This window comes from Flavobacterium frigoritolerans (assembly GCF_025847275.1).
Taxonomy (GTDB): domain Bacteria; phylum Bacteroidota; class Bacteroidia; order Flavobacteriales; family Flavobacteriaceae; genus Flavobacterium; species Flavobacterium frigoritolerans.
Genome location: NZ_JAOZEV010000006.1, coordinates 271,574 through 288,367, shown reverse-complemented (window position 1 = coordinate 288,367; position 16,794 = coordinate 271,574). Strand labels below are relative to the sequence as shown.

The window sequence follows — 16,794 nt, the reverse complement described above, 5'->3', positions numbered from 1 at the left end:
AGTGGAACACCAACAGCCTCGGGTGCCTTTAGTTACAATATTCCATTAGTTGGAGGATGTGGAACTGCTAAATCAGCAACAGGAACAATCACAGTAAATGATATACCAACGATAGCTTATGCAGGGCTTGATCAAGTTAACTTTGCAACTTGTGGCTTGACTACAGTTACACTAGCTGGGAATGTACCAACAGCAGGAACTGGAAAGTGGACAATTGTAAGTGGTGATGATGGAGTGTTTACTTTAGATACTGATGCTACAACAACTTTTACAGGGACAGTGGGAACAGCTTACGTTTTACGATGGACAATTTCAAATATGTCTTGTACAGATTCAACAGATGATTTAAATGTAAGGATGACTCCTTTACCAGAGACTCCAGTAGCTTCAGTGTTAGCAGAGCCTACATGTTTAGTTCCTACAGGAAGTATAGTTTTGAGTGGTTTACCATCAGGAGATTGGATAGTCAATCCAGGAAATATCAGAGGAAATACAGCAACTACAACTATTACAGGATTAATACCAGGAGGTACTTATAGTTTTACTGTAACTAGTGAAATAGGATGTATTTCATTACCATCTTTAAATGTTACTGTAGGAAATGTTATTTGCGCCAATAAAGATACGTCAGCTGCAATCAATGGAAAAGACGGAGGAAGTACTACAGTTTCCGTATTAGATAATGATACTCTAAACGGTAAAGCAGTAGTTCCATCAGAAGTTACATTGACACCAAAAGGAACGTATCCAACCGGAATCACATTAAATGCAGACGGAACAATCACGGTTACACCGGGTACACCAGCAGACACTTATGAAGTAGAGTACACAATTTGTGAGAAGTTAAATCCAACAAATTGCAGTACAACTACAGTTACAGTAGTGGTAGAACAAGCAGCAATAGTTGCCAATAAAGATACGCCAGCTGCAATCAATGGAAAAGACGGAGGAAGTACTACAGTTTCTGTATTAGATAATGATACTCTAAACGGTAAAGCAGTAGTTCCATCAGAAGTTACATTGACACCAAAAGGAACGTATCCAACCGGAATTACATTAAATGCAGACGGAACAATCACGGTTACACCGGGTACACCAGCAGACACTTATGAAGTAGAGTACACAATTTGTGAGAAGTTAAATCCAACAAATTGCAGTACAACTACAGTTACAGTACCTGTAACAGCAGCTCCTATTGTTGCCAATAAAGATACACCAGCTGCAATCAATGGAAAAGACGGAGGAAGCACTACAGTTTCCGTATTAGATAATGATACTCTAAACGGTAAAGCAGTAGTTCCATCAGAAGTTACATTGACACCAAAAGGAACGTATCCAGCAGGGATTACATTAAATGCAGATGGAACAATCACGGTTACACCGGGTACACCAGCAGACACTTATGAAGTAGAGTACACAATATGTGAGAAGTTGAACCCAACAAATTGCAGTTCAACTACAGTTACAGTAGTAGTAGAAAAACCAGTAATAGATGCTGTAACAGAAACTACCGATTCAATCAATGGAATAACGGGAGGAACTACATCATCATTAATATCGAATGATACATTAAACGGAGATAAAGTAGTAATAGGAACAAATCCTGGAGATGTAATTTTGACGCCAAAGACGGTGCCAACAGGATTGACATTGAACCCTGACGGGACAGTGACAGTCGCTCCAAATACACCAGCAGGAAATTATAATGTAGAATATCAAATATGTGAAGTAACTAATCCAACAAATTGTGATACTGTAATTTCAGTAGTTGTGGTAGGTGCAGCAGTAATAGATGCAGTAGATGATAATGTAATTTTTGCAGATGGTATTAATGGATCATTAGAGGTAATCAATGTATTAGATAATGATAGGTTGAATGGAGGAAAAATAAGTAATCCAGCGGTTGTTACTTTAAAAAGTCTAACAGTTTTATCAGGAATAACATTAAATGTTGATGGTACAATAGATGTAGCACCAAATACACCAGGAGGAGTTTATACACTAACATATCAAATTTGTGATGTGATAAATAGATCAAACTGTATTACTGCTAAGGTTACAATCTTTGTAGAAGTTCCATCAATTGCAGTTGTAAAAACAGCAGTGTTTAATGATGAAAATAAAAGTGGTTATGCTAATGCAGGAGAAACAATAACATATAAATTCAAGATTACAAATACTGGAAACACACCTCTTTTAAATGTTATTATAGATGACCAGCTTCCAGGGCTTGTTATGTCAGGAGGGCCGATAACATTAGGAGTAAATGAAGTAGATGAAAATTCTTTTATAGGTACTTATGTTATCAAACAATCGGATATTAATTTAGGTAAAATAAGTAACCAAGCAACAGTATTTGGAACAAGTGCAAATGGAATCACAGTTGAGGATATGTCAGATAATCTAAGTGAAGTAGATGACAATCCAACAGTTTCTCCAATAGAAGGATGTGTAATCAAAGTTTTCAATGCGATATCACCAAACGGAGATTCTCGAAACGAACGTTTCTACATCCAAGGATTAGAGTGTTACCCAGATAATACAGTAGAGATATACAATAGATGGGGAGTCTTAGTGTTTGAACGAGATGGTTACAATAATGAAGAAAGAGCCTTTAAAGGATTTTCAGAAGGACGTACAACAGTTCAAAAATCAGAAGGATTGCCAGTAGGAACATATTACTACGTTCTAAAATACAAGGATAGTGAATCTAATGCGCATCAAAAAGCAGGATATTTATATATTAATAAATAATAGTAAAAACAAATAGAAAAGGCTTAGTGATAAAAAGCTAAGCCATTCTTAAAAGAAAAATAAATGAGAAAATTAGTTTTAGTTTTTATGTTTTTTTCCGCTGTGGGATATGCACAACAAGATGCACAGTTCACGCAATATATGTACAATACCATCAATATAAACCCAGCATATGCAGGATCAAGAGGAGCAATGAGTATCTTCGGACTGTATCGTACCCAATGGGTTGGGCTAGATGGAGCACCAGAGACCAGTAGTTTTTCATTAAATACGCCACTAAATAACAGTAATCTAGGATTAGGAGTTTCGCTTGTAAATGATAAAATAGGACCGACAAACGAGAACACTTTATCAGCAGATTTATCTTATACAGTTCCAACATCAGAAACCTTTAAGTTATCTTTTGGAATTAAAGCAACGGCTAATTTGTTCAATTTGGATATAAATAAATTAAATCCAGAACATCAAGGTGACCCACAATTTCAAGATCTAAACAGCAAATTCACACCCAATGTTGGAGCAGGAGTATATTGGCATTCTGATAAAGCGTACATCGGATTATCAGTGCCGAACTTTATTGAAACTAATAGATACAGTGATAAGGATAATGAGGTAGCTATTTTTAAGGAGAAAATAAACTACTATTTAATAGCAGGATATGTATTTGATTTAGATCCATACATTAAATTTAAACCAGCAGTACTTACCAAAATGGTCGAAGGATCACCATTACAAGTAGATCTTTCAGCAAACTTCATGTTTAATGACAAGTTTGTAGCAGGAGTAGCCTATAGATGGAGTGCAGCATTAAGTGCTATGGTAGGATTTCAGGTAAGTGATGGGTTGTACATAGGATACGCATACGATCGTGAAACTACAAGATTGAATAATTATAACTCAGGGTCTCACGAGATATTCTTACGATTTGAATTCTTTAATAACTATAGCCGAATAACATCACCAAGATTCTTCTAATTTCCCCAAAGATGAAAGTTAAATATACAATTTATACTATTTTTTTAGTACTGATTGCGCTAAAAGGAAATGCGCAAACAGGAATAGAGAAGAAAGCAGATAAAGATTATGCTCAATATGCATATATAGATGCAATTGCAACTTATGAAAGAGTAGCTGAAAAAGGATATAAAGACGAGAAAATGTTCCAGAAATTAGGGAACGCCTACTATTTTAATGGAGAATTAATCAAAGCAGCCAAATGGTATGATGCTCTTTTTGCTATGAATGCAGATCAAGAGCCAGAATATTATTATCGTTATGCGCAAACATTAAAAGCTACAGGAGATTATGCTAAAGCAGATAAAACTTTGGAAGCTTTCAATAAAAAAATAAACACAGATAAAAGAGGAATATTATTTGAAAATAACAAGAACTATCTTGAACAAATAAAAGCCAATTCAGGTCGTTTCGAAATAGCAGATGCTGGAATCAATTCAACACAAACAGATTATGGGAGTGCTTATTATGATAATAAAATCGTATTTGCATCAGCTAGAGATACAGGAGGAGTAGTCAGAAACACATTCAAATGGACAAATAAAACATTTACAAATCTATACTCGGCTGAATTAAAATCAGATGGAACAGTTGGGAAACCAGAACGATTCGAAAAGAAAATCAATTCTAAATTTAATGAATCTACGCCAGTTTTTACAAAGGATGGGAAAACGATGTATTTTACAAGAAACAATTTTCTAGATGGCAAAAGAGGAAGAGATGAGCAAAAAATCACACTGCTAAAACTTTATAAAGCAGATTTTACTAATGGTAAATGGACGAATGTAACTGAATTACCATTCAATAGTAATCAATATAGTACAGCGCACCCAGCATTGAGTAAAGATGAAAAGAAACTGTATTTTGCATCAGATATGCCAGGAACTTTAGGGCAATCTGATTTGTATAGTGTAACGATTAATAGCGATGGAAGTTTTGGAAAACCCGAAAATTTAGGACCAGCAATTAATACCGAAGGAAGAGAAACTTTTCCATTTATCTCAGCAGAAAACGAACTCTATTTTGCCAGTGATGGGCGACCAGGTTTGGGAGGACTAGATGTATTTGTATCTAGAATCAGTAAGGATGGAACTTTTTCAGCAATACAGAATCTAGGAGCACCAATAAATAGCAAACAAGACGATTTTGCTTTTATCATTGACAACGAAAAAAGAAATGGATTTTTCTCATCTAATAGAGAAGGAGGAAATGGAAACGATGATATCTATCGATTTACCGAAATCCGAAAACTACTTTGTAAGCAAATATTAAAAGGAATAGTAGTCGATTTAGAAACTAGCAAAATAGTAGATAATGCTAAAGTAACCTTGTTAGACGAACAATTTAATGCAATAGGTGAAGTTGTAACAGGATCAGACGGAAGCTATACATTTAATGTAGATTGTGGCAAAAACTACCATATAAGAGCTAGTAAACAAGATTACGAAACCAAAGAACTTCCAGTTGCAATCAAAACGGTAACAGGAGAAACAAATGTATTGGTATCTTTAGAAAAACGAATTAAACCAATAGGTGTAGGAACCGATTTAGCTAAGACACTTGACATTCCGATTATCTATTTTAATTTGGATAAATCATACATCCGTAAAGATGCAGCTTTTGAATTAGAGAAAATCTTAGCAGTAATGCAGCAATATCCAAAGATGAAAATAGATGTGCGTTCACATACTGATAGCCGACAAACGGCTAAATATAATATTGCTTTATCAGATAGAAGAGCAAAATCAACTATTCAATGGTTGGTAAAAAATGGTATCGCTCCAAATAGAGTAACAGGAAAAGGATATGGAGAGAGTCAGTTAGTAAACAAGTGTTCAGATGGAGTACCATGTACAGAGGCCGAACATCAGCTAAACAGACGAAGCGAATTTATTATCGTTTCGATGGAATAATATATTAGTACATCTAAATAAATACCACTATTTAGAAGCAATGCTTTTTCTTAATCAAGAAAAAGCATTGTTTGTTTTATATAAATGCGTTTTTCTATTAATAAATATTTAATAAATGCATTACAAAAATAGAATAAATGCTTTGTTTTGCTGGTTTTTATGGTAAATTGAATGGATTTTTGAGTTAAATTTAAAAATAATGTTATTTGTAACTTGTTTTTTTTTAAATTTATAGTTCTTAAAAATATCAGATATGACTGTTAATCAAATACTAAGCACGAAAGGAAAAGAAGTTTACTCAGTACTTTCATCAACCACCGTTTACGAAGCTTTAAAAGTAATGGGTGATAAAAACATTGGTGCCATCTTAGTTATAGATGGAACAGAGCTAAAAGGTATATTATCGGAGAGAGATTATGCACGAAAAATTGTATTGAAAGACAAATCTTCAAAAGAGACTTTTGTTCATGAAATCATGGAAAGTAATGTCATTACAATAAGCTTATCCGATAGTTTAGATTCATGTATGGAATTAATGAGCAGCAAAAGAATAAGACATCTGCCAGTAGTGGATAATGATATTGTGGTCGGAATTATTTCTATAAGTGATGTTGTGAAATCAATAATAGAAATTCAAAAAGACACTATTAATCATCTAAATTCTTATATATCACAGTAAAAAAATAAACTAAATGTATATTGAAAAATAACCCAAAATTAATTGGGTTATTTTTTTTTGATTATAATCAAATATCATTTTAAATAAAAGAATAGTAAAAAGCTTCCTTTTTAAACCAAGTCTTATATCTTTGTAAGCTAGAATAAAATCTAAAAACAATGAATAAAGATAGTAAAAGAAGCGAGGCGTTATTGTATCATTCAAAGCCTACTCCAGGAAAAATTCAAGTAGTTCCAACCAAAAAATATGCAACCCAAAGAGATTTGTCTTTGGCGTATTCACCAGGTGTTGCCGAACCGTGTTTAGAAATTGCAAGAGATGTAAACGAAGTATATAAATACACTGCAAAAGGGAATCTTGTTGCTGTAATAACTAATGGAACCGCGGTTTTAGGTTTAGGAGATATTGGTCCTGAAGCATCAAAACCAGTAATGGAGGGGAAAGGATTGTTATTTAAAATATTTTCGGATATCGATGTTTTTGACATTGAAATTGGAACAAAAGATATTGAAGAATTCATTCAGACAGTAAAGAATATTGCTCCAACATTTGGAGGGATCAATCTGGAAGATATTAAGGCACCAGAATCTTTTGAAATAGAAAGAAGATTAGTAGAGGAGCTTAATATTCCAGTGATGCACGATGATCAGCATGGAACTGCAATTATATCTTCAGCAGCTTTAATAAATGCATTAGAGTTGGCAAATAAAAAAGCCGAAGATGTAAAAATGGTAGTTTCAGGAGCAGGATCAGCAGCTTTGGCTTGTGCTGATTTGTATGTTCTATTAGGAGTGAAAGTAGAGAATATTTTAATGTACAATAGTAAAGGGCTTTTAACAAAAAACAACCCTGCATTATCAGCCTTACAATTAAAATATGCTAAAGATATTGAGCCAATAGGTTTAGAAGAAGCTTTAAAAGGAGCAGATATATTCCTTGGATTATCATCAGGAGATATCATGACAGCAGATATGTTGTTAGGAATGGCTGAAAATCCTATCGTTTTTGCAATGGCAAATCCAGATCCGGAAATCAATTATAACCTAGCTATTGCAACTCGTAAAGATGTTATTATGGCTACAGGTCGTTCAGATTATCCTAACCAAGTAAACAATGTATTAGGATTTCCTTATATTTTTAGAGGAGCGCTGGATGTAAGAGCTACTAAAATTAACGAAGCAATGAAAATGGCTGCTGTTAGAGCACTAGCTTCATTGGCAAAAGAATCAGTTCCAGAACAAGTAAATGTTGCTTACGGAGCTACTAAATTAGGATTTGGAAGAGAGTATATAATTCCAAAACCATTTGATCCAAGATTAATTACCGTAGTTGCACCAGCAGTAGCTAAAGCAGCAATGGAGTCAGGAGTAGCTTTAAATCCAATAACAGATTGGGAAAAGTACGAAGAAGAACTTTTGGATCGTTTAGGAAACGATAATAAAATGGTTCGTTTGATTACAAACAGAGCAAAAATGGATCCAAAAAGAATCGTTTTTGCAGAAGCAGATCATTTAAATGTATTAAAAGCAGCTCAAATTGTACATGAAGAAGGTATTGGTTTTCCAATATTATTAGGAAATAAAGAAATCATTTTAGAGCTTAAAGCAGAATTAGGTTTTGATGCAGATGTAGAAATCATTGACCCTAAAACAAAAGATCAAGAAGAAAGAAGAAATCAATTTGCTTCATCTTATTGGTCAACAAGAGAAAGACGAGGAATATCTTTGCTAGATGCTCAAAAATTAATGCGCGAAAGAAACTATTTTGCTGCAATGATGGTTAATGAGGGAGAAGCAGATGCATTAGTAACAGGACATTCAAGAAGTTATCCATCGGTTGTAAAACCAATGTTGCAACTTATAGAAAAAGCACCAGGAGCTTCACTTGTAGCTACGGCAAATATGATGATGACAAATAGAGGGCCAATGTTTTTGTCAGATACAGCAATTAATATAAATCCATCAGCAGATGATTTAGCTAAAATTGCTATTATGACAGCAAAAACGGCAAAGATGTTTGGTGTAGAGCCAGTAATTGCTATGGTTTCATATTCTAATTTTGGGTCTTCAACAAATTCAGGAGCATCAAAAGTGAGAGAAGCAGTTGCTTATTTACATAAAAATCATCCAGAATTAGTTATAGATGGAGAAATTCAAGCAGATTTCGCTTTGAATCCTGAAATGCTACAAGAAAAATTCCCTTTCTCTAAATTAGCAGGAAAAAAAGTAAATACACTTATTTTTCCTAATTTAGAATCAGCAAACATTACTTATAAATTATTGAAAGAGTTGAATAAAGTAGATTCAATAGGGCCAATAATGTTAGGAATGGGGAAACCAGTTCATATTTTTCAATTAGGAGCAAGTGTAGAAGAGATGGTAAACATGTCGGCTATCGCAGTTATAGATGCTCAGGAAAAAGAGATAAAAAAGAATAATTTAATTAAATAATAAGGTGTAAATAAGTATTGTTTATAGTTGTCGTATTTTTACTTCAAATTTTGCTATATTTGGCACTTATTAACATTATATTATGATTGCACATTTGCAAGGGAAATTGGTAGAAAAGACCCCTACCGAAGTTGTTATCGATTGTGGGGGAGTTGGGTATCATGTAAATATATCCCTGCATACGTACTCATTAATTCCAAATAATGATCTTATAAAATTGTATACGCATCTTCAAATAAAAGAAGATGCGCATACATTATTTGGTTTTGTAGAAAAATCTGAAAGAGAAATTTTCAGAATGTTACTATCCGTATCGGGAATTGGAGCAAATATTGCCAGAACAATGTTGTCTTCATTAGACCCGAAACAAATTATTAATGCAATAGCATCAGGAGATGTTGGTGTAATTCAATCAATAAAAGGTATTGGGAACAAAACAGCCCAACGAGTAATCCTTGATTTGAAAGAAAAAATTGTTAAATTGTACGATTTAGATGAAGTTTCGATGCTTCAAAACAATACAAACAGAGATGAAGCGTTATCTGCTTTAGAAGTTTTAGGATTCGTTAGAAAAACATCTGAAAAAGTGATTGAAAAAATCATAAAAGAAGATCCTGAAGCGACTGTTGAGTCAATAATTAAGAAGGCTTTAAAAAGTTTATAAAAAACGTACATAAAAACACACCGGATATATGCATAAAATTTGTATTTCTTTACTGGTTTTATTTTGTGGGTTTGTATCGAAAGCTCAAGTGAAAGAAGAGGCTCAAGATACAACGAAAGCAGGGTATTCTGTTGGTAAAATACAAATAAAAGATCCGCAAAGCATACTTTCTGCATATACCTATGATCCTGTTACAGATCGCTATATCTATACTAATACTGTAGATGGATTTTCGATCAATTATCCCATTATTTTAACGCCAGAAGAGTATGAAAGATTAATCTTAAAAGAATCTCGAAGAGATTATTTTAAGAAAAAAGCAGATGCTATAGATGGTAAAAAAGATGGAAGCGAAGATGCAAAAAAAGATTTATTACCTAGATATTATATTAAATCGGGACTTTTCGAATCTATTTTTGGAAGCAATACCATCGATGTAAAACCAACAGGTTCAGTCGAAATAGATCTAGGAGCTCGTTATACAAAACAAGACAATCCGTCCTTTTCTCCTAGAAATAGATCAAATCTTTCTTTTGATTTTGATCAGCGTATTAGTATGAGCTTGCAAGGAAAAGTGGGTACACGATTAAATGTAAATGCTAATTATGATACACAATCTACGTTTGCTTTTCAAAATTTAATAAAATTAGAGTATTCACCATCTGAAGACGATATCATTCAAAAAATTGAAGTTGGTAACGTAAGTTTGCCACTTAATAGTACTTTAATTAGAGGAGCACAAAGTTTATTTGGAGTAAAAGCTCAATTACAATTTGGAAAAACTACAATTACAGGAGTTTTCTCAGAACAAAAATCGCAAGCCAAAAGTGTAGTAGCCGAAGGTGGAGGAACAGTTCAGAATTTCGATTTATATGCTCTGAATTATGATAATGACAGACACTTCTTTTTATCTCAGTACTTTAGAAATAAATACGATTCATCATTAAAAAACTATCCTTTTATTGATAGTCGTGTTCAAATAACAAGATTAGAAGTTTGGGTAACTAATAAGCAAAATCGAGTTAGTACAACAAATAATAATTTAAGAAATATTATAGCACTTCAGGATTTAGGAGAAGGGCAATTATCAGGAATTTCAGATAGCGAAGTTGTTGTTCTAAATCCATCTGCAGGGATGTTTTTAAACCCAATCAATACCCCAGCAAATAATGGAAATAATAAATATGACCCAAAATTAATTGCTGCAGGAACAGGTTTCTTAAAGAGTGAGATTCGTGAAATAGTTACTTCAAGTCAAGGATTTAGAGGTGTTACAGTAAGTGAAGGTCAGGATTATTCGAAATTAGAAAATGCAAGAAAGTTAAATTCAAATGAATATACTTTTAACCCACAATTAGGATATGTTTCGTTGCAACAACGATTAGCAAATGATGAAGTTTTGGCGGTAGCCTATGAATATACAATGGGGGATCAGGTATACCAAGTTGGAGAATTTGGAAACGATGGTGTGGATGGTACAATTGTAACAGGAAACAATCCTTCAGACCAAGTAATCATAACGCAGAGTTTGATTTTGAAAATGCTAAAAAGTAATTTGACCAATGTCAAAAATCCAGTTTGGAATTTGATGATGAAAAATATCTATCAAATCCCTGGGGCATATCAAATAAAACAAGAAGATTTTAGATTTAATATATTATATACAGATCCATCTCCTATAAACTATATTACGCCAGTATCAGGAACACCATTTCCTTCAAATCCTACTCCAGGCAACAAGGTAGAAGATACACCTTTGCTAAAAGTGTTTAATCTGGATAAATTAAATTATAATAACGACCCGCAAGCTGGAGGTGATGGTTTTTTTGATTTCTTACCAGGATTGACAATGGATGTGCAAAATGGTAGAATCATATTTACAACCAAAGAACCTTTTGGGGAACTATTATTCTCAAAACTATCAAATAGCGCAGGAGAAGACTATCGTAATACAAGTACATATAACCCGAATCAGAGTAAATATGTATTCCGTAATATGTATGCGAATACACAATCGGGAGCTTTACAGGATAGTGATAAAAATAAATTCTTATTAAGAGGTAAATATAAATCTACAGGAGGTGACGGAATTCCTATCGGAGCTTTTAATGTTCCTCAAGGATCAGTTGTTGTTACTGCAGCAGGCCGTGTATTAGTCGAAGGAATTGATTATAGTGTAAATTATCAATTAGGAAGAGTTCAGATTTTGGACCCTTCACTTCAGGCATCAAATACACCAATCGAAATTTCGTTAGAGAATAATTCTATTTTCGGGCAACAAACCCGAAGATTTATGGGAATAGATGTACAACATAAAATTTCAGAGAATTTTACTGTTGGAGGTACTTTTTTACAAATGACAGAGAAGCCATTTACACAAAAATCAAGTTACGGACAGGAATCTGTAAATAATATGATTTATGGGTTCAATACAAATTTCTCTACAGAAGTTCCTTTCTTTACCCGATTGGTAAATAAATTGCCATTTATGGATACCGATGTTCCATCTAATCTTTCGATAAGAGGAGAAGTTGCTTTCTTAAAACCGGGAACTCCAAAAGCAGACAATTTTGAAGGAGAGTCAACTATTTATGTAGATGATTTCGAAGGATCACAATCAACAATAGATATGCGCTCGGCATATGCTTGGAGTTTGGCATCAACACCGGATAATAATGCATTAAGTACCTATAATTTTAATGCACAAAATAATGATTTAAGCTACGGTTTTAAAAGAGCAAAATTATCATGGTATACAATCGATCCAATTTTTTATGCTTCGAAACCATCTGGAATTACTAATGATGATTTATCGTTGAACTCAACCCGTAGAATTTACAGTGAAGAATTGTATCCACTAACTGATATTGCCCAAGGACAATCACAAGTGGTAAATACATTAGATTTAACATACTATCCATCAGAAAGAGGACCTTATAACAATAATTTAAATTATGCAACGAGTCCAAAAGATAATTTTGGAGGGATAATGCGTGCTTTAAGTTCAACTGATTTTGAACAAGGAAATGTTGAGTACATCCAGTTTTGGGTATTAGATCCATTTGTAGGTGCAGGACAAACAGATCAAACTAATACAGGTAAGGTTTATTTTAACTTAGGAGAAATTTCAGAAGATATTTTGAAAGATGGTAGAAAGCAATATGAAAATGGTTTAGGACCAAATCAAATATTAGTGAAGCCTCAGCCTTTATGGGGAGATGTTCCAGCATCACAATCTTTAATTTATGCATTTGATAATAACAGCTCAAATAGAGCAAATCAAGATGTAGGTTTAGATGGTTTGCCAAATGCCAAAGAAGGATCAATTTATAATAATTTTGCCTCAGAGGCAGATCCAGCAGCAGATGATTATAGATATTATTTAAATACTACAGGTGGAGTTCTGGATCGTTATAAAAATTATAACGGAGTAGAAGGAAACTCAGCAGTAGACATAAATGATGCTAATAGAGCTTCAACAACACTTCCAGACGTTGAAGATATTAATAGAGACAACACCATGAATACAATCAATGCCTATTATGAGTATGGTGTTGATATTAAGCCAAATATGACCGTAGGGCAAAATTATATTACAGATATAAAAAATACCCAGGTAACAATGGCAAATGGTTCGGTTACTGATGCCAGATGGATTCAGTTTAAGATTCCAGTTTCACAACCTCAAAATACTGTTGGTAATATATCTGATTTCAGATCAATTCGTTTTATGAGAATGTTCATGACAGGGTTTGGAAGCAACGTTACAGTTCGTTTTGGAGCATTAGATTTAGTGAGAGGAGAGTGGAGAAGATATACAAGTACATTGGATCCTGCAGATGTTAATGTAGAAGATGATAATACAAATTTTGATGTTTCGGCAGTAAATATTGAAGAGAATAGTACTAGATGTCCAATAAATTATGTGTCACCTCCAGAAGTAGCACGAGAGCAATTGTATAATAATAATACGATTATCAATCAAAATGAGCAGGCATTGGCATTACGAGTTTCAGGAAATGGTTTACAGCCAAAAGATTCCAGAGCAGTATTTAAAAATGTAAGTGTTGATATGCGTCAATACAACAGATTGAAAATGTTTTTACATGCAGAATCATTACCAGATGAAGTAGTTTTGAGAGATGGACAAATGGTAGGTTTTATTCGTTTTGGAAATGACTTTACTCAGAATTTCTATCAAATTGAAATACCTTTAAAAGTAACAATTCCAACCTCAATGACAGGACAAGATTGTTCGCCTTTAAGTCCAGAAGTTGTTTGGCCAGAAGAAAATAATATTGATTTGGCTCTTGAATTATTGACACAGATGAAAATTAAGGCAATGAAAATTGATCCAAATACACTGCCGCTAGATGGAATATATTATCCAGATGATGATCTAGCCAATTCAGGTGGAGATGGAGATAATAAATTGCGATTAGGAATAAAAGGAAATCCGAATTTTGGGTTAGTTAGGAATTTAATGATAGGTGTTAAAAACTTAGAAACGCACCAAGATGTTAAAGGAGAAGTTTGGTTTAATGAATTACGTCTAGCCGAAATGGATAATAAAGGAGGGATGGCGGCAGTGCTGAACCTTGATACTAATTTTGCTGATTTTGCTACAGTTTCTGCAACAGGTAGAAAAAGTACAATAGGATTTGGTTCTCTAGAGCAAGGGCCAAATGAAAGAAGTAGAGAAGATATACAACAATATAATATTGTAACTAATTTAAATTTAGGAAAGTTATTACCGCCAAAATGGGGGATTAATTTACCTTTTAATTATGCAGTAGGAGAAGAGATAATTACTCCAGAATATGACCCGTTTAACGAAGATATTAAACTTAAACAGTTACTGGATATAACTACAAATTCTGCAGAAAAAGAGAATATAAGAAACCGTGCTATTGATTATACAAAGCGTAGAAGTATCAATTTTATTGGAGTTAGAAAAGATAGAGCACCTGAACAAAAACAACATATTTATGATCCTGAAAATTTTACATTTTCACAATCATATAATGAAGTAGAACGTCACGATTATGAGATAAGAAGTTATGAAGATAAGCAATCGAGCACAACTGTAAATTATGCATACAGCTTTCAGCCAAAAGCAGTTGAGCCATTTAAGAAAAGTAAATATTTCAAGAAAAGTGACTATTGGAAAATGTTAAGTGATTTTAATTTTAATTATTTGCCATCAAACATAACATTTAATACTAATATTATAAGACAATACAACCGTCAGGAGTTTAGACAAGTTGAGAATGTTGAAGGTATTGGATTAGACCCGATGTATAGAAGAAATTTTGCATTTAATTATCAGTATGGATTTAATTTTAATCTTACGAAATCATTAAAAATAAACTATACAGCATCATCTAATAATATTGTTAAAAATTATATGAATGCTGATAACGAACCAATTGATAGCTTTAGTATTTGGGATAGTTATTGGGATATTGGTACGCCAAATCAGCATATGCAACAATTGATTTTAAATTATGAAATTCCGTTATATAAAATACCAGTATTAGGGTTTTTAAAAGCAAATTATACTTATACAGGAGATTATAGCTGGCAGCGTACATCAGAGGCATTATCAAGGTATGAAGATGATAAAGGGAATATGTATGATTTGGGGAATACAGTTCAAAATGCAAATTCGAATACATTTACTGCGGCAATGAATATGAATACGCTTTATAAGTATTTGGGACTTACAAAAGGAGGTGCTAAAACTCCTAAAGCAAAACCTACTGTGCCAAAACCAGGTGAGAAAGTAGTAAATACAAATCAAGCATTGGTAAAAAATAGTGCATTCCAAGATGGTTTAATAGGAGTGTTAACAAGCATAAAAAATATTCAGGTTAATTATACCGTAAATAGCGGAACAGTTTTACCTGGATATACTCCAAGTGTTGGATTTTTAGGTTCATCTCGACCATCATTAGGGTTTATTTTCGGAAGTCAGGATGACGTACGTTATGAGGCAGCTAAAAATGGCTGGTTAACCAATTATCAAGATTTCAACCAGAACTTTTCGCAGGTAACAAACAAGATGCTTAAAGCGACAGCTAATATAGATCTGTTACCAGATTTAAAAATAGATTTGAATTTAGATCGTTCTTATTCGGCTAATTTCTCAGAGCAATATGATGTTGATGCAACAGGATTGTATCATGCGAGATCACCATACAATTACGGAATGTTTTCTATTTCGACTATTTTGATAAAAACAGCATTTTCTACAAGTGATGAAAATTTCTCATCTGCGTTTGATGATTTTAGATCCAATCGTTTGGTAATTGCAAATCGTTTGGCAGAAAGTCATTATGGAAGTGATATTCCTCGTTATGGTGATGCTGCAAATCCTATTCCGACCAACCCAACAGATCCTAAATATGGTCAGAGAGATATTTATATATCAAATGAAGGGTTTCCTATAGGATATACAAAAAGTAATCAGGCAGTATTACTACCTTCGTTTTTGGCGGCTTATTCGGGAGGCAATGCTTCAAGTAGTTCGACAGGTATTTTTAGAAATTTTCCGCTTCCAAACTGGAGTATAAAGTACAATGGATTGATGCGTTATAGATACTTTAAAGAAAATTTCAAACGTTTCTCATTGCAGCATAACTATAGAGCGTCTTATACAATTAACCAGTATCGTTCTAATTTTAAATATGACCAAAATCCAGGAGGAGTTGATCCAGATAGTGATAATTTTTATAATGCGACAATCATGTCTAATGTGAATTTAGTGGAACAATTTAGTCCGCTTATCAGAATGGATTTTGAGCTAAAGAGTTCTTTGAAAGTACTTACGGAAATTAAAAAGGATAGAGCATTATCAATGAGTTTTGATAATAATTTATTGACAGAAGTAAAAGGAATGGAATATATCATAGGTCTTGGATACCGTATTAAAGATGTGATTTTTTCATCAACATTAGCAGATAGCCCTACAGGAATTATAAAAAGTGATATCAACATAAAAGGAGATTTGTCATATCGAAATAATCAAACAATGGTTCGTTATTTAGATTATGATAACAATCAATTGGCTGCTGGACAAAACATTTGGTCAGTAAAAATCACAGCCGACTATTCATTTAGTAAAAACCTAACAGCAATCTTTTATTATGATCATTCATTTTCTAAAGCAGTTATTTCGACTTTATATCCTCTAACGAATATTCGATCAGGATTTACCATTCGATATAATTTTGGAAATTAAATTACAGATTCTAAAGAGAATTTGATTAGAAGATTATTACATTTGCCCTATTAAAATTAAATTATCAATTATCAATA

Annotated in this window: 7 protein-coding genes; all 7 read left to right on the top strand. The window is 33.2% G+C overall.

Features of this window, described 5'->3' with window-relative positions; all coding sequences use genetic code 11:
* On the top strand, nt 1–2,754 hold a 2,754-nt coding region (locus OIU80_RS10680; RefSeq protein WP_264286988.1), incomplete at its 5' end, for a T9SS type B sorting domain-containing protein.
* A gap of 63 nt (nt 2,755–2,817) precedes the next feature.
* On the top strand, nt 2,818–3,729 hold the full coding sequence (locus OIU80_RS10675; protein WP_264286987.1) for a PorP/SprF family type IX secretion system membrane protein: 912 nt from the start codon (nt 2,818–2,820) through the stop codon (nt 3,727–3,729).
* A gap of 11 nt (nt 3,730–3,740) precedes the next feature.
* The gene (locus OIU80_RS10670) at nt 3,741–5,681 is read left to right on the top strand and encodes an OmpA family protein (RefSeq protein WP_264286986.1); all 1,941 of its coding nucleotides are present in this window, start codon (nt 3,741–3,743) and stop codon (nt 5,679–5,681) included.
* A 253-nt stretch (nt 5,682–5,934) separates the two neighbouring features.
* The gene (locus tag OIU80_RS10665) at nt 5,935–6,360 is read left to right on the top strand and encodes a CBS domain-containing protein (protein WP_264286985.1); all 426 of its coding nucleotides are present in this window, start codon (nt 5,935–5,937) and stop codon (nt 6,358–6,360) included.
* 158 nt (nt 6,361–6,518) lie between these two features.
* Nucleotides 6,519–8,810, top strand: a complete 2,292-nt coding sequence (locus tag OIU80_RS10660; RefSeq protein WP_264286984.1) for an NADP-dependent malic enzyme — start codon at nt 6,519–6,521, stop codon at nt 8,808–8,810.
* An 82-nt stretch (nt 8,811–8,892) separates the two neighbouring features.
* Nucleotides 8,893–9,474: a Holliday junction branch migration protein RuvA gene (ruvA, locus tag OIU80_RS10655; RefSeq protein WP_264286983.1), complete on the top strand. Its 582-nt coding sequence runs from the start codon at nt 8,893–8,895 to the stop codon at nt 9,472–9,474.
* A gap of 28 nt (nt 9,475–9,502) precedes the next feature.
* On the top strand, nt 9,503–16,717 hold the full coding sequence (sov, locus tag OIU80_RS10650; RefSeq protein WP_264286982.1) for a T9SS outer membrane translocon Sov/SprA: 7,215 nt from the start codon (nt 9,503–9,505) through the stop codon (nt 16,715–16,717).
* The last annotated feature ends 77 nt before the right edge of the window (nt 16,718–16,794 follow it).

Excerpts from the sequence above, each read along its gene's own strand:
- OIU80_RS10675 (WP_264286987.1), top strand. The coding sequence starts at position 2,818 with ATGAGAAAATTAGTTTTAGTTTTTATGTTTTTTTCCGCTGTGGGATAT.
- OIU80_RS10670 (WP_264286986.1), top strand. The coding sequence starts at position 3,741 with ATGAAAGTTAAATATACAATTTATACTATTTTTTTAGTACTGATTGCG.
- OIU80_RS10665 (WP_264286985.1), top strand. The coding sequence starts at position 5,935 with ATGACTGTTAATCAAATACTAAGCACGAAAGGAAAAGAAGTTTACTCA.
- OIU80_RS10660 (WP_264286984.1), top strand. The coding sequence starts at position 6,519 with ATGAATAAAGATAGTAAAAGAAGCGAGGCGTTATTGTATCATTCAAAG.
- ruvA (WP_264286983.1), top strand. The coding sequence starts at position 8,893 with ATGATTGCACATTTGCAAGGGAAATTGGTAGAAAAGACCCCTACCGAA.
- sov (WP_264286982.1), top strand. The coding sequence starts at position 9,503 with ATGCATAAAATTTGTATTTCTTTACTGGTTTTATTTTGTGGGTTTGTA.